This is a genomic window from Pseudomonas sp. PGPR N4 (assembly GCF_059693665.1).
The window spans coordinates 326,819-345,196 of the sequence record NZ_JCAUKV010000003.1; the positions used below are offsets into that span (position 1 = coordinate 326,819).

At 63.6% G+C, this 18,378-nt stretch carries 19 protein-coding genes; 10 read left to right on the forward strand and 9 right to left on the reverse strand.

Annotation, left to right across the window (positions count from 1 at the left end; genetic code table 11):
- The 5 genes from tsaB to AC58X1_RS15280 all read left to right on the forward strand — a co-directional run bounded on the left by tsaB (position 1) and on the right by AC58X1_RS15280 (position 3,524).
- On the forward strand, positions 1 to 675 hold the full coding sequence (gene tsaB / locus AC58X1_RS15260; RefSeq protein WP_103436300.1) for a tRNA (adenosine(37)-N6)-threonylcarbamoyltransferase complex dimerization subunit type 1 TsaB: 675 nt from the start codon (positions 1 to 3) through the stop codon (positions 673 to 675).
- Positions 676 to 806: 131 nt separating this feature from the next.
- A complete protein-coding gene (locus AC58X1_RS15265; RefSeq protein ID WP_101317179.1) occupies positions 807 to 1,094 on the forward strand; it encodes a hypothetical protein in 288 nt (95 codons plus the stop codon).
- Between the two features lie 3 nt (positions 1,095 to 1,097).
- The gene (locus tag AC58X1_RS15270) at positions 1,098 to 1,967 is read left to right on the forward strand and encodes a DUF72 domain-containing protein (protein WP_497429064.1); all 870 of its coding nucleotides are present in this window, start codon (positions 1,098 to 1,100) and stop codon (positions 1,965 to 1,967) included.
- Between the two features lie 30 nt (positions 1,968 to 1,997).
- A complete protein-coding gene (locus tag AC58X1_RS15275) occupies positions 1,998 to 2,828 on the forward strand; it encodes an isocitrate lyase/PEP mutase family protein (protein WP_101317183.1) in 831 nt (276 codons plus the stop codon).
- A gap of 6 nt (positions 2,829 to 2,834) precedes the next feature.
- The gene (locus tag AC58X1_RS15280; protein WP_497429065.1) at positions 2,835 to 3,524 is read left to right on the forward strand and encodes an extensin-like domain-containing protein; all 690 of its coding nucleotides are present in this window, start codon (positions 2,835 to 2,837) and stop codon (positions 3,522 to 3,524) included.
- Here AC58X1_RS15280 and AC58X1_RS15285 read toward each other — a convergent pair.
- Positions 3,521 to 4,141, reverse strand: coding sequence for an energy transducer TonB (locus tag AC58X1_RS15285; RefSeq protein ID WP_101317188.1), 621 nt, complete (start codon positions 4,139 to 4,141; stop codon positions 3,521 to 3,523). The two genes, AC58X1_RS15280 and AC58X1_RS15285, sit on opposite strands and share 4 nt — an antisense overlap.
- 94 nt (positions 4,142 to 4,235) lie before the next feature.
- Here AC58X1_RS15285 and AC58X1_RS15290 point away from each other — a divergent pair, with 94 nt between their 5' ends.
- The gene (locus tag AC58X1_RS15290) at positions 4,236 to 5,018 is read left to right on the forward strand and encodes a class I SAM-dependent methyltransferase (RefSeq protein ID WP_497429066.1); all 783 of its coding nucleotides are present in this window, start codon (positions 4,236 to 4,238) and stop codon (positions 5,016 to 5,018) included.
- Here the strand turns inward: AC58X1_RS15290 and AC58X1_RS15295 are convergent.
- Together AC58X1_RS15295 and AC58X1_RS15300 are read right to left on the reverse strand one after the other, a co-directional pair.
- Complete coding sequence (locus tag AC58X1_RS15295) at positions 5,015 to 5,656, reverse strand: TetR/AcrR family transcriptional regulator (RefSeq protein ID WP_150571539.1); 642 nt, start codon at positions 5,654 to 5,656, stop codon at positions 5,015 to 5,017. The two genes, AC58X1_RS15290 and AC58X1_RS15295, sit on opposite strands and share 4 nt — an antisense overlap.
- A 64-nt stretch (positions 5,657 to 5,720) precedes the next feature.
- Positions 5,721 to 5,870, reverse strand: a complete 150-nt coding sequence (locus AC58X1_RS15300; RefSeq protein ID WP_497429067.1) for a hypothetical protein — start codon at positions 5,868 to 5,870, stop codon at positions 5,721 to 5,723.
- Positions 5,871 to 6,079: 209 nt separating this feature from the next.
- Between AC58X1_RS15300 and AC58X1_RS15305 the strand changes: the two genes are divergently transcribed.
- The 3 genes from AC58X1_RS15305 to AC58X1_RS15315 all read left to right on the forward strand — a co-directional run bounded on the left by AC58X1_RS15305 (position 6,080) and on the right by AC58X1_RS15315 (position 11,694).
- Complete coding sequence (locus tag AC58X1_RS15305; protein WP_497429068.1) at positions 6,080 to 7,141, forward strand: NAD(P)/FAD-dependent oxidoreductase; 1,062 nt, start codon at positions 6,080 to 6,082, stop codon at positions 7,139 to 7,141.
- Positions 7,142 to 7,533: 392 nt separating this feature from the next.
- Positions 7,534 to 8,634, forward strand: a complete 1,101-nt coding sequence (locus AC58X1_RS15310) for an efflux RND transporter periplasmic adaptor subunit (protein WP_497429069.1) — start codon at positions 7,534 to 7,536, stop codon at positions 8,632 to 8,634.
- Between the two features lie 6 nt (positions 8,635 to 8,640).
- Positions 8,641 to 11,694, forward strand: coding sequence for an efflux RND transporter permease subunit (locus AC58X1_RS15315; RefSeq protein ID WP_497429070.1), 3,054 nt, complete (start codon positions 8,641 to 8,643; stop codon positions 11,692 to 11,694).
- Between the two features lie 54 nt (positions 11,695 to 11,748).
- On the opposite strand, the gene AC58X1_RS15320 is transcribed toward AC58X1_RS15315, so the two are convergent.
- The 3 genes from AC58X1_RS15320 to plsB form a co-directional block, all read right to left on the reverse strand.
- Positions 11,749 to 12,438 (reverse strand): DUF4197 domain-containing protein, encoded by a 690-nt coding sequence (locus AC58X1_RS15320; RefSeq protein ID WP_101317199.1) that lies wholly within the window; start codon positions 12,436 to 12,438, stop codon positions 11,749 to 11,751.
- 35 nt (positions 12,439 to 12,473) lie between these two features.
- Entirely contained in the window at positions 12,474 to 12,872 is a 399-nt protein-coding gene (locus tag AC58X1_RS15325) for a YbaY family lipoprotein (protein WP_101317201.1), read from the reverse strand.
- A gap of 98 nt (positions 12,873 to 12,970) precedes the next feature.
- Positions 12,971 to 15,460: a glycerol-3-phosphate 1-O-acyltransferase PlsB gene (gene plsB / locus AC58X1_RS15330; protein WP_101317203.1), complete on the reverse strand. Its 2,490-nt coding sequence runs from the start codon at positions 15,458 to 15,460 to the stop codon at positions 12,971 to 12,973.
- A 231-nt stretch (positions 15,461 to 15,691) separates the two neighbouring features.
- Between plsB and AC58X1_RS15335 the strand changes: the two genes are divergently transcribed.
- Complete coding sequence (locus AC58X1_RS15335; RefSeq protein ID WP_101317205.1) at positions 15,692 to 15,901, forward strand: cold-shock protein; 210 nt, start codon at positions 15,692 to 15,694, stop codon at positions 15,899 to 15,901.
- A gap of 86 nt (positions 15,902 to 15,987) precedes the next feature.
- Here the strand turns inward: AC58X1_RS15335 and AC58X1_RS15340 are convergent, their stop codons facing one another.
- The 3 genes from AC58X1_RS15340 to dapE are packed head-to-tail and all read right to left on the reverse strand — an operon-like array spanning position 15,988 to position 18,346.
- Complete coding sequence (locus AC58X1_RS15340; RefSeq protein WP_150570837.1) at positions 15,988 to 16,365, reverse strand: hypothetical protein; 378 nt, start codon at positions 16,363 to 16,365, stop codon at positions 15,988 to 15,990.
- A 17-nt stretch (positions 16,366 to 16,382) separates the two neighbouring features.
- Positions 16,383 to 17,195: a putative RNA methyltransferase gene (locus AC58X1_RS15345; RefSeq protein ID WP_101317209.1), complete on the reverse strand. Its 813-nt coding sequence runs from the start codon at positions 17,193 to 17,195 to the stop codon at positions 16,383 to 16,385.
- Complete coding sequence (dapE, locus tag AC58X1_RS15350; RefSeq protein ID WP_150570838.1) at positions 17,195 to 18,346, reverse strand: succinyl-diaminopimelate desuccinylase; 1,152 nt, start codon at positions 18,344 to 18,346, stop codon at positions 17,195 to 17,197. The genes AC58X1_RS15345 and dapE overlap by 1 nt, the downstream gene beginning before the upstream one ends.
- Between the last annotated feature and the right edge of the window lie 32 nt (positions 18,347 to 18,378).

An 18,378-nucleotide genomic window follows, 5' to 3' on the forward strand; every position in this document is an offset into this window, starting at 1 on the left:
ATGACCACCTTGCTGGCCCTGGATACCGCCACCGAAGCCTGTTCCGTTGCATTGCTGCATGACGGCAAGGTCACCAGCCACTATGAGGTCATCCCGCGTCTGCACGCGCAAAAGCTGCTGCCGATGATCAAGCAGTTGCTGGCCGACGCGGGCGTGGCGCTGAGCGCTGTCGACGCCATCGCCTTCGGTCGCGGCCCTGGCGCCTTCACCGGCGTGCGCATTGCCATTGGCGTGGTCCAGGGCCTGGCCTTCGCCCTGGAGCGGCCGGTGCTGCCGGTTTCCAACCTCGCCGCGCTGGCCCAAGGCGTGTTGCGTGAGCGTGGCATCGCTCAGGTTGCCGCAGCCATCGATGCGCGCATGGATGAAGTCTACTGGGGCTGCTATCAGGCCACTGCTGGCGAGATGCGCCTGGTTGGCCGCGAAGCGGTGCTGCCGCCGGAGCGGGTAGCGCTGCCGGATGGCAGCAGCGGCGACTGGTTCGGCGCCGGCACTGGCTGGGCTTACCACGAGCGCCTGGCGGTACCGGTCAGCGCCATGGACACCAGCTTGCTACCCAGCGCGCTCGATGTGCTGAGCCTGGCCGGGTTTGCCTGGGCCCGCGGTGAAGCGGTCGCCGCCGACCAGGCACAACCGGTTTATCTGCGCGATAACGTGGCCACGCCCAAGGCGGTTTAAGCGGCTGTTCGTCGGCTGCTTACTTTTGCGCTAAACCTTTGGTGAGAACTGTGGTCCAGTTATCACAACGGCATTAGCGATGGATCTCTGATGCTGCTAAATTGCCATCATTGATCCTGAGTGTTCATTTCATGCGTATCGACGGCTTTTCACCGCAGTCCTATCCGATCAAGCGCGCACCGCGCAAGGCACCGGTGCGTGACGAAGCAGTCGAAGATGCCGAGCTGATCGAAGAGTCCGAGGTCGCGCAGGAAACCCGCACTCGCCGCAGCGCGGGCGGCTTGCCCGCCCGCCAGCAGGACATGGTTTTCCCCCGCGCCCGCGACCGGCGCACTGCAACCGCTCTGGCCAGCTACATGGCGACTGCCGGATTCACCGATTGGGATATGGAAGTGTTGGGGCTTGATCTGTACATTTGATGGATGAAGCCATCGCCCCTGCCATACTTTCTCGGTTGCCCGTCCTGGAGCGAAAGCGCCTGGCGCGACTATCTCTACCCCGCCGATGCCCGCGTCACTGACTACCTCGCGCTGTACAGCCGGGTCTTCAACGCCGTCGAAGGCAATACCACCTTTTATGCCAGCCCGGCACCGTCCACGGTAGAACGCTGGGCGCAGATCATGCCGCCCGGCTTTCGCTTCACCGCCAAATTCCCGCGTGAAGTCAGCCATGGCGGTGATCTACGTGAGCAACTTGAGGCAGGGTTGGCCTTTACCCGGCTGATGGCGCCGCTGGGTGGGCGGGTCGCGCCGTACTGGCTGCAGTTGCCGGCCACCTTTGGCCCTTCGCGGTTGCCCGAGCTTGCGTACTTTCTGCAAGAGATCGGCGTGCCGGTTGCAGTCGAGGTGCGTAACGACGCTTTTTTCGCTCGCGACGAAGAAGAGCGGTCGCTCAATCGTCTGCTGCATGGCATGGGTGTCGAGCGCATCTGCCTGGACTCGCGTGCGTTGTTCAGCTGCACCTCACGCGAGCCTGCCGTGTTGCATGCGCAGAGCAAGAAGCCTCGCGTACCGGCGCGTCCGGCTGCTTTCAGCCAGCACCCACAGGTGCGCTTCATCGGCCAGCCTGAAGTGATTGGCAACGAGCCGTTCCTGACGCCATGGGTGAGCAAGGTCGCCGAGTGGATCGAAGCCGGCCTGAGCCCTTATGTGTTTCTGCATACTTCCGATAACCAGCAAGCTGCGGCCCTGGCTCAGCACTTTCACCAGCGCTTGAGCGAGCGTCTGCCGGGGTTGCCAGCACTGGCGGAATTGCCACGAGCGCCTGAGGTCGAACAGCTGGGTCTACTCTGACCACTCGTCAATCTGCCGGAGCCAGTGATCATGGATGTACAAACCCTGCGAGCTGAGGCCTTCAAGGCGCTGCATGAGCGTGACGGTGCCTTTGTCATGGCCAATCCCTGGGACGCCGGCTCGGCCAAACTCCTGGCCAGCATGGGCTTCGAAGCGCTGGCGACCACCAGTGCCGGCCTTGCCTTCAGCCTCGGCCGCGCCGACGCCGAGGGTGCGCTGAGCCTGGACGATACTTTGGACAACGCCCGCGCCATCGTCGATGCGAGCGCCTTGCCAGTCGCCGCCGACCTGGAAAACGGCTTTGGTGACTTGCCTGAAGACTGCGCCCAGGCGATCCTGCGCGCGGCCGAGGCGGGCCTGGTGGGCGGCTCGATCGAGGACGCCACTACCCGCAGCGATGCCCCCATCTATGACATGGGCCTGGCCGTGGAGCGGATCCGTGCCGCCGCCCAGGCCGCGCGTAGCCTGCCGTTCACCTTCACCCTGTGCGCCCGCGCGGAAAACCTGCTGCATGAGCGGATGGACCTCGACGACACCATCCTGCGCTTGCAGGCCTACGCCGAAGCGGGGGCCGATGTGCTCTACGCACCAGGCCTGCGCAGCGCAGACGAAGTGCGCGCGGTGGTGCAGGCGCTGGCACCCAAGCCGGTCAACGTGCTGATGGGCCTGGCTGGCGTGCCATTGAACGTCAATCAGCTGCAGGACCTTGGCGTGCGCCGCATCAGCGTCGGCTCGTCATTGGCCCGCGCGGCCTTTGGCGCGCTGCAGCGGGCAGCGCTGGAAATCCGCGAGCAGGGCACCTTCAGTTACGCCGAGCAGAGCATGCCGTTTGCTCAGCTCAACGATCTGTTCCGTCGCTAAGCCCAGATGCGCTGGCTCGGTTGGCTGCTGTTCATCCTCGCTCTGGCGGCGGCGCAAGCCTGGTACCTGGGCTGGCGCCCGCCTGCCGCCTGGAACCCATGGGCAGCGCTCGACGTACGCCAGCCGCCTAACTGGTTGACCGCGTACAAGCTGTCGCGGCTGCGCCAGGATCCAGCCCTGTGCGAACAAGCCCTGCAAAGCTCCGGCCTGCGTTATCGCGCCCAGGCCGACAGCCCGGCCAGCGCGCGCTGTCCTTTGAGCAATGTGTGGCGGGTCGAGGCAGGCCAGGCCAGCCTGAGTAGCAGTTTCCTCGCCAGCTGCCCGCTGGCGGTGGCCTATGCCTTGTTCGAGACCCATGGCTTGCAGCCGGCCGCGCAGCGCGTGTTTGGCCAGCCGGTGACAAGGGTCGAGCACCTTGGCAGCTTTGCCTGTCGCAATGTGTACAACCGCAAGGAAGGGCGCCTGAGCCAGCATGCGACGGCCAACGCCCTCGATATCAGCGCTTTTCGGCTCAAGGATGGCCAGCGCATCGTGCTGGCGCAGGACTGGCAGGTTGGCGGGCAAAAGGCTGAGTTTCTGCGCGAGGTGCGCAAGGCTGCATGTGCCAGCTTCAGTACGGTGCTAGGCCCGGACTACAACGCTGCTCATCACAATCATTTTCACCTGGACATGGGCGTCTGGCAGGTCTGCCGTTAGGCATGTACGCGCACGTTGTTCAGCACCACCGGGCGTGCCCAGTGCATGTCGAACTCAAGGTCGTGCTGCTGCAGCGTCAGTGTCGGCTGATCGAACGGCTCCGGCGCCGGGTCGAGCAAGTCCATGTCGAATTCGGCAATCGGCAGGTACAGCGGGCGCGGCGCGGGGGCGGCGCCAGGCGTTGGCAGCGGCTGGCCCTGGTGCATGACGACCGGGCGTAACCAGCTGTTGTTGAGGTCCAGATCGCGCTGCTGCTCGATCATCTCGGCGGCGCTGAACGGCTCGGGCGCAGGTTCGAGCAGTGCGGCTTCAAGCTCCGCCTTGGGCAGAAACAGCGGCTCGGGTGGCTTGACCTCGGTGTCGCTGACCTGACAGCTACGCTGTAGGTCGATCAATGCCAGGGCGCGGGCGCCGCCGGTGGGCTCACCACTGACCTGGTCATGCTGCTGCAGCGCCTGGCTGACCGGGTCCACTTCGACAGCACTTTGGTCGGCCATCGCTCGGGCGAAGAAATCCTGCCACAGATGGCTGACGCCACCGAGTGCCTGGGTATTCTGCCGACCGTAGTTGCCGACAGGCGACAGGTAGGTCAAGCCGATGGGAAGAGTGTCTGTCATGGCAGTCGCGGCGGTTCAGCTCTGGCACAATAGCGGATACTGCGTGTATCGGCCGTGGCCGGGGTTTCATTAATTTTTTCGGGTGCAGGATCGGATGGTAGAGCAAGAGCAGGGCACGGGCATCACAGTCGAGGCGTTGGCGCCCGAGTACCAGGCCCAGGCGCAGCAGTGGGCTGTGCAACTGGGTTTGCCGCTGAACGACGACAGCGCCGCCGTGGCGCTGCAGATCGGCGCCGACGGCCTGCAACTGCAGCAGCTCGGAGCGCAGGCGCCAGGGCCGGTGCGGGTCGACTTCGTCGAAGGTCAAGCTGCGCACCGGCGCCTGTTTGGCGGCGGCAGCGGGCAGATGATCGCCAAGGCGGTCGGCGTGGCCCAGGGCGTGCGCCCGCAGGTACTGGATGCCACTGCCGGCCTGGGCAAGGACGCCTTCGTGCTGGCCAGCCTCGGTTGCCAGATGACCCTGATCGAGCGCCAGCCGCTGGTTGCCGCGTTGCTCGCCGACGGCCTGCAACGCGCCCGCGACGACCATGAGGTCGGGCCCATCGTCGAGCGCATGCGCTTGTTGGTCGGCAACGCCATCGACACCATGCACGCCTGGCAAGGGGAGCCACCCCAGGTGATCTACCTCGACCCGATGTTTCCCCATCGAGAGAAGACCGCGCTGGTGAAAAAAGAGATGCGTGTGTTCCGCCCGCTGGTGGGCGACGACCTCGATGCTCCGGCGTTATTGGCTGCCGCGCTGGCACTGGCCAGCCATCGCGTAGTGGTCAAGCGCCCGCGCAAGGCGCCGATCACTGACGGGCCCAAGCCCAGCCACAGCCTGGAAGGCAAATCGAGTCGCTACGACATCTACCCGAAAAAAGCCCTCAAGGCCTAAGGCGCGTACGCCCGCACAAACAGCTCGACTACCTCGCGCACATGCGCCTCGGCCTCTGCGCCTACCAACGGCGGCGCGCAGCCGAGCAGCAAGCGATAATCCGGCGCGCCCTTGATCAGGCAGAAGAAGTGTTCGGCCGCTCGCCACGGGCTGTCGACGCGCAACAAGCCACGGTCAGCGGCATTGCGTAGCAGTGCTTCCATTTCGGCAAGAATCCGTTTGGGCCCGGCCTCATAGAAATACCGGCCAAAACTTGGGTCATGGCTGCCTTGGGCCATGATCAGCCGGCTCAGCTTGACCGACTCGTCGCTGCTGATCAGCGCGTGGAAGTTTCGCGCGATGTTCAGCAGCACCTGGTCAATCGGCACACCGTCGGGCAGCTCGAATATCAGCTCCGGCAATTGGCTTTGGCAGGTCGCCATCACCGCCGAGCCGAACAGGGTCTGCTTGTCGGTGAAATGGCTGTAGACCGTCAGTTTTGAAACACCTGCCGCCGTGGCGACCGCATCCATGCTGGTGTTGGCGTAGCCAAGGCTCAGGAATAGCGCTTTGGCAGCTTCAAGGATGGCCTCGCGTTTGGCTAGGTCCTTCGGCCGGCCAGGGCCGATGGGTGCGTCGTTTGGCATCAGGGTCTGCATCTTGGTGAACAGGAAGCCATCTTACCGGTTCAAAGGCGCTACGGCTGTAGTGGTCGATCAATCGTCAAGCCGAGCCGTCAGGCTTGTAGCCCAGGCTGCGCATCAGATCAACCCAGGCAACGCCGTAAGGGATGGCGTTGACCAGGCCGAGCCGTTGGCGGCGTTGTGTAGTGTGGCTGGCATCGCGGTCCTGGTAATCGGCCGCAAACGTCAACTCGAGAAACAGGCGGGCAGTGCGGTCGTCGCCAAGTAACTTACCTCAGCTGTTCCCCGATGCCCGCGTTTCTCTCTGAGGAGCGTGGGCATCGTCGTTTCCCGGCATGCGTCATTGTGGCCGTAGCTGTAGCAGCGCCCGCGGACCAGCTGTAGATCCTGTTCTGCTAGTGAGACATAGTCATGCGCACGGGTGACAAGGAGAGCACGATGAACACAGGTTCGGCGATGACAGTTGTGGTGGTTGGGGCGGGTATTGTGGGGGCCTCCGTGGCTTATCATCTCTCACGGCTGGGTGTGCGGGTCACCATAGTGGAAGCAGGGCGGGTGGCGTCTGGTGTGACATCGACGTCCTTTGCATGGATCAATACCTGCTGCAGCGGCGCAGACCCGGTCGCACCGCTGCGTGCCGCTGCCATCGCTGACTACCGCCGCCTCGAGGCGGAGTTGCCGGGGGTGAATGTGCAGTGGACAGGGGCGCTGACCTATGGCATTTCGCCGATGCCGCCTGCTTGTGCCAAGTCTGCTGGGGTCGCAACAGTCTCTTGTGCCGAGATTCTGGCTCTGGAGCCGAATCTCAAGCATCCACCTGTTCAGGCTATTTATGCAGCAGAGGAGGGGGCACTGAACGCGGTCGATGTTACCTGGGCGCTGATTGAGGGTGCTCGGGGTCATGGTGCCAGGCTTATGGAAGGGACCCAGGTACTGGGGTTCACCGAAAGCGCTGATCGCGTCTCGGGTGTGCGAACCAGCAGCGGGGTAATCGATGCTGATCTAGTGGTGCTTGCAGCTGGTATGGGTATTACGGCGCTGTTGGGCTCTTTGGGTTACTCGCTTGCGCTGGAGGCCTCACCTGCCATCTATATCCGTTACAGGTCGCCCAGTCGGCTTGTCAGGGGGATTGTGTCCAATGCGGCGATGGAGGTGCGGCAGGGCAAGGATGGAAGCCTGCTGGCGGCGGAGGATTATCTGGATGATGCGGTCGATAACCGGCCGGGGGCGATTGCGCTCAGAGCCGCTGGGGCGATCAAGAGTGAGTTGCATGGCGTTGCTTCGCTCGACGTTGTGGAGGCTTGTGTTGGTTTGCGGCCTGTGCCGAGTGATGGTGCGCCGCTTGTTGGATATGTGCCGGGCATCGGTGGTGTGTACGTTTGTGTGATGCACCCTGGGGTTACTTTGGCTGCTACCGTGGGGCGTTTGGTGGGGGCGGAGATTGTGAGTGGCGTGGAGGCTACTGATTTGGCGGCTTGTAGGCTTGAGCGCTTTGGTTAGCTTCGGGATTTATGGTGGTTGCCTTTGGTCTGCTCTGCGGGGTTCCCTCGCTCCGGTCTTGCTCCCGGGAGGACCGCGCTGTACTGGGCCTCTTGGGCCGCTGCTTTTGACTTTCGCTCTTGATCTTGATCTACCTGCGTCTTCAGGAGCAAGACCGGAGCGAGGGAATCCCGTAGCGCAGCGAAGGGGCCGGAACCATCACTAATGAATCGGATAAGTCCACCCTCTCATAGGCGCAATCCGGCCCCGCGCAGCCAGATGCCCAGCATCCACATACACTAACCACCACCCAATAATTTCTACCTTTCACCGACTTCCCGCCACCGCACAGCTGATTTAATATACTCGCCAGTATAAATATTAGAAGCGCCTTACACGGACGGTCCCCCATCATGTTGCGTCATGCCTGGTCAATTGCTTTGCCCGCCGCTGCAGCCTTGCTGCTGGCCGCCTGTGGTCAGGAGACCGCGCCGCCCACCGCGCCGCGTCCGGCCCTGGTCGTGCAGCCGCAGCCGGCCAGCGCTGCCGCCGACAGCTACCCCGGCGAAGTACGCGCCCGCTACGAGCCTGAGCTGGCCTTCCGCATTGGCGGCAAAGTCAGCAAGCGCCTGGTGGAAGAGGGCCAGCGGGTCAAGGCCGATCAGCCACTGGCCGAGCTCGACCCACAGGATGTACGCCTGCAATTGCAAGCCAACCGTGCCCAGCTTGCCGCCGCGCAGGCCAACCTGGCGCTGGTGCAGACCGAACGTGAGCGTTATCAGAAATTGCTCGACCGGCAGATGGTCAGCCGCTCGCAGTTCGACAACGCCGAAAACCTCTACCGCGCAGGCCTCGCCCGCCTCAAGCAAGCTCAGGCCGAAGCTGATGTGGCCGGCAACCAGGCCGACTATGCAGTGCTGCGTGCGCCGCAGGCGGGGGTGATTTCCAAGCGTCAGGTCGAGGTCGGCCAGGTCGTCGCAGCAGGGCAGACGGTGTTTACCCTGGCAGCAGATGGCGAACGTGAAGTGGTCATCGGCCTGCCTGAGCAGCAGTTCGCGCGCTTTGCCGTCGGCCAGCCCGTCAGTGTCGAACTGTGGTCGCAGCCCAATCAGCGTTACCCCGCGCGCATCCGCGAACTGTCCCCGGCAGCCGACCCGCGCTCGCGGACCTTTGCCGCACGCATCGCTTTTGACTCGAGCAAGGCCCCGGCTGAGCTGGGCCAAAGCGCCCGAGTGTTCGTCGCCCATGAAGGCCAGCCGGCATTGGCGCTGCCGTTGTCGGCGGTGACCGCCGAGCAGGGCCAGGCCTACGTGTGGCGAGTTGACAAGGACAAACGCCTGCAGCGCGTTGCGGTGCGCCTGGGTGCCTATGGCGCCGACAGCGTGCCGGTGCTTGACGGGCTGGCGCCGGGCGACTGGATCGTCGCTGCCGGTGGTCATGTATTGCGCGAGGGCCAGCAGGTGCGGCCGGTCGACCGCAGTAATCGTGATGTGGATCTGGCGGCCAAGGAGTAAGTCCCGATGGGTTTCAACCTTTCCGCCTGGGCGCTGCGCAATCGCCAGATCGTACTGTTCCTGATGATTCTGCTGGCCGCGATTGGTGCGATGTCCTACACCAAGCTGGGGCAGAGCGAGGATCCGCCGTTTACCTTCAAGGCCATGGTCATCCGTACCATCTGGCCAGGTGCGAGCGCCGAAGAGGTGTCGCGCCAGGTTACCGAGCGCATCGAAAAGAAGCTGATGGAAACCGGCGAGTACGAAAAGATCGTTTCGTTCTCGCGCCCAGGCGAGTCGCAGGTCACTTTCATGGCGCGCGACTCGTTGCACTCCAAGGACATCCCCGAGCTGTGGTACCAGATCCGCAAGAAGGTCGCGGATATCCGCCATACCTTGCCGCCGGAGATCCAGGGGCCGTTCTTCGATGACGAGTTCGGCACCACCTTCGGCAATATCTATGCGTTGTCTGGCGAAGGCTTTGACTACGCCGTGCTCAAGGATTACGCCGACCGCATCCAGATCCAGCTGCAACGGGTCAAGGATGTGGGCAAGGTCGAGCTGATCGGCCTACAGGATGAAAAGATCTGGATCGAGCTGTCCAATCTCAAGCTGGCTACCCTTGGCGTGCCGCTGGCCGCCGTGCAGCAGGCGCTGCAAGAGCAGAATGCGGTGAGCAGCGCGGGCTTCTTCGAGACCCCGAGCGAGCGCCTGCAACTGCGCGTCAGTGGCCGCTTCGACAGTGTCGAGCAGATCCGCCAATTCCCGATCCGGGTCGGCGAGCGCACCTTCCGTATCGGCGATGTCGCCGAGGTGCACCGTGGCTTCAATGACCCACCGGCGCCGCGCATGCGCTTCATGGGTGAAGACGCCATCGGCCTGGCCGTGGCGATGAAGGACGGCGGCGATATCCTGGTGCTGGGCAAGGCGCTGGAGGTCGAGTTCGCTCGGCTGGCGCACAACCTGCCAGTTGGTATGGAGCTGCGCAAGGTGTCCGACCAGCCGGCGGCGGTCAAGGCCGGGGTCGGCGAGTTCGTGCAAGTGCTGGTCGAAGCGTTGGTGATCGTGCTGCTGGTGAGCTTCTTCTCGCTCGGGCTGCGTACCGGGCTGGTGGTGGCGCTGGCGATTCCGCTGGTGCTGGCGATGACCTTTGCCGCCATGCACTACTTCGGCATCGGCTTGCACAAGATTTCCCTCGGTGCGCTGGTATTGGCCCTGGGTCTGTTGGTCGACGACGCGATCATTGCTGTGGAGATGATGGCGATCAAGATGGAGCAGGGCTACGACCGGCTCAAGGCGGCCAGTTACGCCTGGACCAGCACGGCGTTCCCGATGCTCACCGGCACCCTGATTACCGCGGCGGGCTTTTTGCCAATCGCCACCGCGGCCTCCAGTACCGGCGAATACACTCGCTCGATTTTCCAGGTGGTGACCATCGCCCTGCTGACCTCCTGGGTAGCGGCGGTGCTGTTCGTGCCGTACCTGGGCGAGCGTTTGCTGCCGGATCTGGCCAAGCTGCATGCCGCTCGCGGCCACACTGACCCCTATGCGACGCCGTTTTACCAACGTGTGCGGCGAGTGGTGGAATGGTGCGTGCGCCGGCGCAAGACGGTGATCCTGCTGACCATCGCCGCGTTCGTCGGCAGCATCCTGCTGTTCCGTTTCGTGCCGCAGCAGTTCTTCCCAGCCTCGGGTCGGCCGGAGCTGATGATTGACCTCAAGCTGGCCGAAGGCGCCTCGCTGAGTAATTCCGCCGAACAGGTCAAGCGCCTCGAAGGCCTGCTCAAGAACCACGACGGCATCGACAACTATGTGGCCTACATCGGCACCGGCTCGCCGCGCTTCTACCTGCCGCTGGACCAGCAGTTGCCGGCGGCCAGTTTTGCCCAGTTCGTGGTGCTGGCCAAATCCCTGGAAGATCGCGAGGCCCTGCGTAGCTGGTTGATCGCGACCCTGAATGAGCAGTTCCCGCAATTGCGCTCCCGCGTCACGCGCCTGGAAAACGGCCCGCCGGTAGGTTACCCGGTGCAGTTCCGGGTCACCGGCGAGCACATCGAGAAGGTCCGCGCGCTGGCCCGGGAAGTGGCGAGCAAAGTGCTGGAGAACCCGCACGTAGTCAACGTGCACCTGGACTGGGAAGAGCCGAGCAAGGCGGTGTTCCTGCAAATCGATCAGGAGCGTGCGCGGGCGCTGGGGGTGAGTACTGCCCAGCTGGCGAGCTTCCTGCGCAGCTCGTTGACCGGCAGCTCGGTCAGCCAGTTCCGCGAAGACAACGAGCTGATCGAGATCCTGGTGCGGGGCACGGCCGAGGCGCGTGGCGACCTGGGTAACCTGGCAAGCCTCGCAGTGCCGACCGATAACGGCCAGAGCGTGGCGCTGTCGCAGGTGGCGACTCTTGAGTACGGCTTCGAGGAAGGCATTATCTGGCATCGCAATCGCTTGCCAACGGTGACCGTGCGCGCCGATATCTATGACAAGCAGCAGCCGGCGACGCTGGTCAAGCAGATCGAGCCATCGTTGCAGCAGGTGCGTGCCAGCTTGCCGGACGGCTATCTGCTTGAGGTCGGCGGCACTGTCGAGGACTCCGAGCGCGGGCAGAAGTCGGTCAATGCCGGCATGCCGCTGTTCATCGTGGTGGTGTTGAGCCTGTTGATGATCCAGCTGCGCAGCTTCTCGCGCACGGTGATGGTGTTCCTCACCGCACCGCTGGGGTTGATCGGGGTGACCCTGTTCCTGCTGATCTTCCGCCAGCCGTTCGGCTTCGTCGCCATGCTCGGCACCATTGCCCTGGCCGGGATGATCATGCGCAATTCGGTGATCCTGATCGATCAGATCGAGCAGGACATCGCCGCGGGCATGCAGCGCTGGCAAGCCATCATCGAAGCCACGGTGCGGCGCTTCCGGCCAATCGTGCTGACTGCACTGGCCGCCGTGCTGGCGATGATTCCGCTGTCACGCAGCGTGTTCTACGGGCCGATGGCGGTGGCGATCATGGGCGGCCTGATCGTCGCCACGGTGCTGACGCTGCTGTTCCTGCCGGCGCTGTATGCGGCATGGTTCAAGGTCAGGAAGGAAGCGTAAGAGGCGCTGGGCGCACCTGCTGCCAATCTGCAGCAGGCGCGCCAGCGAAGGGCCTCAGAGGGCGCCGAAGACTTTCTTGGCCAGGCTGGTAGCGGCCTGCGCCGGGTTCTGGCGAATGCTCTGCTCTTGCTTGGCAATCATTTCGAACAGGCCATCGAGGGCCTTCTCGGTGACGTAGCTTTCGACGTTGGCGCTCTTGCTGCTGCCAAGGCCCAGGGCCGAGGCTTGACCGGCGAAGCTGTTGTACTGCTGGACGACGCCGACCTTGTCGGTGGCGGCCTTGACGATCGGTAGGAACTTGGCGCGGATCTGCTCGCGGCTGCTCTTGTTCAGGTACTGCGTGGCGGAGTCTTCACCGCCGCTGAGGATGCCCTTGGCATCGGTCACGGTCATCTTCTTCACCGCATCGACGAGGATCGCCTGAGCCTGCGGTACGGCGGCTTCGGCGGCCTTGTTCATGCTGTCTTCCAGCGCTTGCACCTGGTCGCCCTTGCCAAACATCTTCATCGCCTTGGCGGCTTTGCCGAGGTTGCCTGGCAGCTCGATGCGCACGTCGGGATTGTTGCTGAAGCCACCGGGGGTGCCGAGTTGCTTGATCGCCACTTGGGCGCCTTGGGTGAGGGCGTCTTTCAGGCCGCCGGTAGCGTCCTGCTGGCTGAGGTCGCCGAGCGACAGGGCCAGCGCACTGGCGGACAACAGCAGGCCAGCGCAGAGGCCGCCGAAGCGCAGGGAGGAGCGAATCATGGATTATTCCTTATGACAGTGAATAGGTGCAGGGCTCAGCGAGCCGGGTCGACTTTGATCCGCAGCGGCTGCTGGTCGCTGCCGTCGAGCGCGACGCTGTGCTGTTCGGTGCTGATGAACAATAGTTGGCCTTGATACTCGATGCGGGCACTGACCGCGTAGCGGTGTCCCGGTTTGACCTGAGCAGGGTCATAGCTCAGGTGGAACGGCAGCGGCACGTTGCCTTGGATCGGGCCGGCCTGGCTGGCCAGGGTCACGGCTGGGGCATCCATCAGCGATACATCCTGCAAGCTGACGCTGAGGGTAGCGGCTGGCGGCAGGGCAATGCGCTGCAGGTAGAACACTTCGCCATCAAGGCTGGCCTGTGGTGCCGGGCTGTTGCTGGAGCAGGCTGCAAGCAGAGAGGCGCAGCACAGCATAAAGAGCTTTTTCATGGATTCTCCGTAGTCCTGGGGTCGGCTTGTGACCAACCCCGGGGACTGTAGCGGATTTTCCTGCCAAGGTCGCGGCAGTCGCGGCCAAGGGTTTGCACTCAGGTGGGGATTTGCTCCACACCTTCTATTTCGCGGTGCAGCGCCACCTGGCGAATCGACAGGCGCAGCTCGGCCGACAGCACGCGCTTGGCCACACCCTCGGCCAGCTCGCCGAGCTTGTCGTGATGGCTGAGCTTGCCGTTGCCGGCGGGCCGCAGCACGCCTTGCTGGAGCAAGGTCTGGATGAAGTGGCGGAACAGGCTCTTGTCGAAGAACTCCGGTGCATTCAGGCCATGCAGGATCGACAGCCGCTGGGCCATCATCACGCAGAGGTCTTCCAGTTCTTCGGCGGTCAGGGTCTGCTGGCCGTTGTTGACCAACAGTGAGGTCGCCATGTAATAGCGCTGCAGGGCCTGGGTGATGGTCCGCGAGAGCAGCGTCAGCAATACGAACGCACGCGAACTCGGTGCCGGGCGCAGGTAGACGCCGTTTTCCACCCGCAGCAGGCCTTGGGCAACCAGCGCGTCGAGCCAGTGATCGATGGTTTCGTCGAGTTGCTCGGGCGTCCAGCGCAGGAACAGCTCGGCTTGCAGGTACGGATACAGCGCCTTGACGTACTGGCCGATCAGCTCGCGGCTGATCCGTGAGCTGCTCTGGAAGAAGCTCGCCAGCAGCGCCGGCAGGGCAAAGATGTGCAGTACGTTGTTGCGGTAATAGGTCATCAGCACCGCGTTGGCTTCATCCAGATAGAGGATGCGGCCCATGGCATCGTTCTGCTCGGACAGCAGGTTCATGCCTTTGACGTGGCTGATCAAGGCCATGCCATCGCCCTCAGGCAGGGTGGTATGCGCCGAATAGGGCACTTCACGCAGCAAGCTCAGGTATAGGTCGAGCACCCGCACAAGGGCGCTTTCGTCGAGCGCGTGACGGCTGGTCGAGAGCAATGCCAGCGCGACCAGGTTGACCGGATTGACCGCCGCGGCTTCGTTGAGGTGGCGGGCCACGGTTTCGCCCAGGCGGTGGGTGGTGTCGTTCAACCAGGCCGGACGAAACTGCTCGCCGTGATCCTCTTCGCGCCAGCCTGGGCGCTGCTCATCGAGGAAGCTGGCCAGGCGGATCGGCTCGCCGAAGTTGACCGACACCTGGCCGTAGCGCTGTTTGAGCGCGCCGATGACCTTGAAGATGTCGAAGATGGATTCTTTTTTCTTGCTCGCCCCACGCAGCTCGCCCAGGTAGGTGCGGCCTTCGAGCACCCGCTCATAGCCGATGTACACCGGCACGAACACGATCGGTGTGCGCGACGAGCGCAGGAAACTGCGCAGGGTAATCGCCAGCATGCCGGTGCGTGGCTGCAGCATGCGCCCGGTGCGCGAGCGGCCGCCTTCGACGAAGTATTCGACCGGGAAGCCCTTGGTGAACAGCGTGTGCAAGTATTCGTTGAACACCGCGGTGTACAGCGGGTTGCCCTTGAACGTACGGCGCATGAAGAACGCCCCGCCACGGCGCAGCAGGCTGCCGATGACCGGCATGTTGAGGTTGATGCCCGCGGCTACGTGCGGTGGCGTCAGGCCGTTGCGAAACAGCAGGTAGGACAGCAGCAGGTAGTCGATGTGGCTGCGGTGGCAGGGCACATAGATCACCTCGTGACCGGGAGCGATGCCTTGCACCTGCTCGATGTTGTTGACCTTGATGCCGTCGTAGATCTTGTTCCAGAACCAGCTCAGCACCACTTCAAGAAAGCGGATCGCGGTGTAGGTGTAGTCCGAGGCAATTTCGTTGCCGTAGCGCAGCGCTCGCGCCTCGGCTTTCGCCAGCGGAATCTGCTCGCGTTCTGCCTCCTCGGCGATGGCCTGACGCACCTGCTGGTCGTGGATCAGGCCTTTGACCAGGTTGCGCCGGTGCGAAATGTCCGGGCCGATGACCGCGCTCTTGAGGTTGCGAAAGTGCACGCGCATCAGGCGCTGGGCCATACGCACGGTACGCGCATGGCCCTTGTTGTGCTCGACCAGCTCGCGCAGGTGGATCGGCGCCGAGAACTGCACGCGGGTCTTGCGCCCGAGCATGATGATGGTGAGCAAGCGACGCAGGCGTCCGGTTACCGCCCAGCTGTCGGCAAACAGCAGCTTCCATGGGCTCGATTCACTGGCCGGGGTCTGCCCCCAGAACACGCTGACCGGGATGATCTGTGCGTCTTCTTCGGCATGCTGGCTGACTGCTTCGACCAGCCGCTCCAGGGTCGGCGGCGCGCCGCGTTTGTCGTGGCGGCCGAGCCAGTCCGGCTCCGGGGTCAGATAGAAAAACGCCGCAGGCTCGTGCAGCGGGCCAACCACAACGGGCAACACTGGCCGCGGCAGCCCCGCTTTGGTGCATTCGCGGTCGAGCACCGCCAGGTCGGTCAGCGACGGCGAGGGCAGGGCATAGAACACCGGGCGGCTGCGGTCGAGCTTTAGGGTCAGCGATGACTGATTGATGGTCTCGGAGCGTACCCACAGGTAAAGCACGCGGCGCAGGGCGCCGAAGATCAAGCGGCGCAGGGGGGAACGGGTCATGTGATGTGTGGGCCCTGGGAAGAATTTCGGATCGATTTGCAGTCAGTGAGTCTGCCGTATCTGCGCAAGTTCAGCAAAAAACTGCATTGAACAGGCCTGTCATGAATTTTCTTTGTTCTCTGTCATATACTCGGTCCGCCCCTTGCAGGATATTTCAGCAAGCGGCGTCGGCACGGGGAAACTCAGTGCCTGCAAGGCGATCTTCACAATAAAAAAACTGGAGTAGTTCAGATGTCGTCTCGTGAGACTGGGAATGTAAAGTGGTTCAACGATGCCAAGGGTTATGGCTTCATTCAGCGCGAAGATGGGGCCGATGTATTCGTCCACTATCGGGCGATTCGTGGTGAAGGGCATCGCTCGCTGGTTGAAGGGCAGCAGGTTGAATACAACCTCACCCAAGGCCAGAAAGGTCTCCAGGCCGAGGATGTAGTGGGCCTGTAAGCGCTGGTTGGCAAGCCTCAAGCTGCAAGTTGTCCGTGGAACTTGCAGCCTGATGCGATTGCTCGTGTTACATCCCTCTCGCAGTATTACTGCGTGCGCCAGGTGATTTCCTCTTCACCGTCGGCGCTGATACGGATCCAACGGTCGGCATCCTCCTCCCCGTGTTCTTCGCTCCAGCTGCCCGGTGCACAACGCACTTCGACGTTGAGTGCGGCAAAGGCTGCGCGTGCGCAGGCAATGTCGTCCTCCCACGGGGTCTGGTCGCTTTCCAGGTAGAGGCTGTTCCATTTCCCTACAGCCTTCGGTAACCAGGTCACCGGGATGTTACCGGCCTGGCATTTCCAGGTCAGGCCTTTCTGGGTCCATTCGGTGCACGGGCCCAAGGCCTCGACCAACCACTGGGCAATCTGCTTGTGGTCGACGTCGGTGTCCTTCAGGTAAATCTCGATATCAGGTTGACGCATAAAGGGCTCCGGTGTGCTCAGGATTGGCGCAGGAAATAGTCATAACGCATGGAAACGGTTACCTCGAACGGCGCGGCCTGGTCGATCACCAGCGCGCGCTTTTCAGCGCTTGCTCGCCAGCCGTGCGGGGTCATCGCCAGCAGGTCGGCGCGAGCCTTGGGTGCGGCCAGGCTGAGGCGAAACTCGAGGGTTTCACTGTGAGCATGGACCATTCCCGCTGGCACCAGTGCCAGGTGCTTGTCGTCAGCATACGGACGCACTTCATCGTAAAGCACCTCGCGCAGCTCCATCAGGTGACCGCTGGTCGGGCCGACCCGCATCAGGCCGCCGCCAGGGCTGAGCAGGCGCAAGGCCTCCTGCCAGTCGAGCGGGCTGAAAACGCTGGCGATGAACTGGCAGCTGGCATCGGCCAGGGGCACGCGGGCCATGCTGGCGACCATCCAGGTCACCTGCGGCGCGCGCTTGCAGGCGCGTTTAACCGCTTCACGGGAAATATCCAGGGCGTAACCCTGGGCCGCCGGCAGGGCATTGGCGAGTTGCGCGGTGTAATAGCCTTCGCCGCAGCCGATATCCAGCCAGGCGCCGGGCTGGCGCTCGGCAGCCAGCTGCGCCAGGCGCTCGGCGACCGGGGCATAGTGGCCACCGTCGAGAAAGTCACGGCGGGCCTCGACCATCGCCTGATTGTCACCTGGATCACGGCTGTTCTTGTGCTGCACCGGCAACAGGTTCAGATAACCCTGGCGAGCACGGTCGAAGCGATGGCCGGCGCTGCACGCGACACCGTTGTCCAGCGCTGCCAAGGCCGCCTGGCAAAGAGGGCAGATGAGCATCAGGCGAGCAACCGCACCAGGGTCTGGTAGTAGATCTCGGTCAGCAGGTCGAGATCGCTGGCCAGGATGCGCTCGTCGACCTGGTGGATAGTGGCGTTGACCGGGCCGAGCTCGACCACCTGAGTACCCATGGTGGCGATGAAGCGGCCGTCGGAGGTGCCGCCGCTGGTCGATGGCTGGGTATCGCGGTCGGTGACGGCCTTGATGCTGGCCGCTACCGCGTCGAGCAGTTCACCTGGCTCGGTGAGGAACGGCAGGCCCGACAGCGCCCAATCGATCGACCAGTCCAGCTGATGCTTGTCGAGAATCGCCGCCACCCGCGCCTGCAGGCCCTCGACGGTCGACTCGGTGGAGAAGCGGAAGTTGAACAGCGCAGTCAGGTCGCCAGGCACGACGTTGGTCGCGCCGGTACCGGAATTGAGGTTGGAGATCTGGAAGCTGGTCGGCGGGAAGAACGCATTGCCTTCGTCCCAATGCTCTGCTGCCAGTTCGGCCAGCGCTGGCGCGGCCAGGTGGATCGGGTTGCGCGCCAGGTGCGGATAGGCAACGTGGCCCTGCTTGCCGCGTACGGTCAGCTTGGCACCGAGCGAACCGCGGCGGCCGTTCTTGACCACGTCACCGAGCAAATTGGTGCTCGATGGCTCGCCGACGATGCACCAGTCTAGGCGCTCGTTGCGTGCGACCAGGCGCTCGACGACGGCCTTGGTGCCGTGATGGGCGGGGCCTTCTTCGTCGCTGGTGATGAGGAAGGCGACCTTGCCGCGGTGGTTGGGGTAGTCGTGCACAAAGCGCTCGCTGGCCACCACCATCGATGCCAGGCTGCCCTTCATGTCGGCAGCGCCGCGGCCGCAGAGCATGCCGTCGGCATCGATCAGTGCCTGGAACGGCTCATGTTGCCACTGCTGCACCGGGCCGGTCGGGACCACGTCGGTGTGGCCGGCAAAACACAACACCGGGCCGTCCTTACTGCCATGGGTGGCCCAGAAGTTGTCGACGTCTTCGATGCGCATCGGTTCAAGCTGGAAGCCGACAGCGCCCAGGCGGTTCATCATCTGGGTCTGGCAGTCGGCATCGACCGGGGTCACCGAGGGACGACGGATCAGGTCGCAGGCCAGTTGAAGGGTAGGCGAGAGCTCGGCGGGGGCCGTCATGGGGAACTCCGGGGGCAAGGCAAGGACGAAAA

Excerpts from the sequence above, each read along its gene's own strand:
- tsaB (WP_103436300.1), top strand. The coding sequence starts at position 1 with ATGACCACCTTGCTGGCCCTGGATACCGCCACCGAAGCCTGTTCCGTT.
- AC58X1_RS15265 (WP_101317179.1), top strand. The coding sequence starts at position 807 with ATGCGTATCGACGGCTTTTCACCGCAGTCCTATCCGATCAAGCGCGCA.
- AC58X1_RS15270 (WP_497429064.1), top strand. The coding sequence starts at position 1,098 with ATGAAGCCATCGCCCCTGCCATACTTTCTCGGTTGCCCGTCCTGGAGC.
- AC58X1_RS15275 (WP_101317183.1), top strand. The coding sequence starts at position 1,998 with ATGGATGTACAAACCCTGCGAGCTGAGGCCTTCAAGGCGCTGCATGAG.
- AC58X1_RS15280 (WP_497429065.1), top strand. The coding sequence starts at position 2,835 with ATGCGCTGGCTCGGTTGGCTGCTGTTCATCCTCGCTCTGGCGGCGGCG.
- AC58X1_RS15285 (WP_101317188.1), bottom strand. The coding sequence starts at position 4,141 with ATGACAGACACTCTTCCCATCGGCTTGACCTACCTGTCGCCTGTCGGC.
- AC58X1_RS15290 (WP_497429066.1), top strand. The coding sequence starts at position 4,236 with ATGGTAGAGCAAGAGCAGGGCACGGGCATCACAGTCGAGGCGTTGGCG.
- AC58X1_RS15295 (WP_150571539.1), bottom strand. The coding sequence starts at position 5,656 with ATGCAGACCCTGATGCCAAACGACGCACCCATCGGCCCTGGCCGGCCG.
- AC58X1_RS15305 (WP_497429068.1), top strand. The coding sequence starts at position 6,080 with ATGAACACAGGTTCGGCGATGACAGTTGTGGTGGTTGGGGCGGGTATT.
- AC58X1_RS15310 (WP_497429069.1), top strand. The coding sequence starts at position 7,534 with ATGTTGCGTCATGCCTGGTCAATTGCTTTGCCCGCCGCTGCAGCCTTG.
- AC58X1_RS15315 (WP_497429070.1), top strand. The coding sequence starts at position 8,641 with ATGGGTTTCAACCTTTCCGCCTGGGCGCTGCGCAATCGCCAGATCGTA.
- AC58X1_RS15320 (WP_101317199.1), bottom strand. The coding sequence starts at position 12,438 with ATGATTCGCTCCTCCCTGCGCTTCGGCGGCCTCTGCGCTGGCCTGCTG.
- AC58X1_RS15325 (WP_101317201.1), bottom strand. The coding sequence starts at position 12,872 with ATGAAAAAGCTCTTTATGCTGTGCTGCGCCTCTCTGCTTGCAGCCTGC.
- plsB (WP_101317203.1), bottom strand. The coding sequence starts at position 15,460 with ATGACCCGTTCCCCCCTGCGCCGCTTGATCTTCGGCGCCCTGCGCCGC.
- AC58X1_RS15335 (WP_101317205.1), top strand. The coding sequence starts at position 15,692 with ATGTCGTCTCGTGAGACTGGGAATGTAAAGTGGTTCAACGATGCCAAG.
- AC58X1_RS15340 (WP_150570837.1), bottom strand. The coding sequence starts at position 16,365 with ATGCGTCAACCTGATATCGAGATTTACCTGAAGGACACCGACGTCGAC.
- AC58X1_RS15345 (WP_101317209.1), bottom strand. The coding sequence starts at position 17,195 with ATGCTCATCTGCCCTCTTTGCCAGGCGGCCTTGGCAGCGCTGGACAAC.
- dapE (WP_150570838.1), bottom strand. The coding sequence starts at position 18,346 with ATGACGGCCCCCGCCGAGCTCTCGCCTACCCTTCAACTGGCCTGCGAC.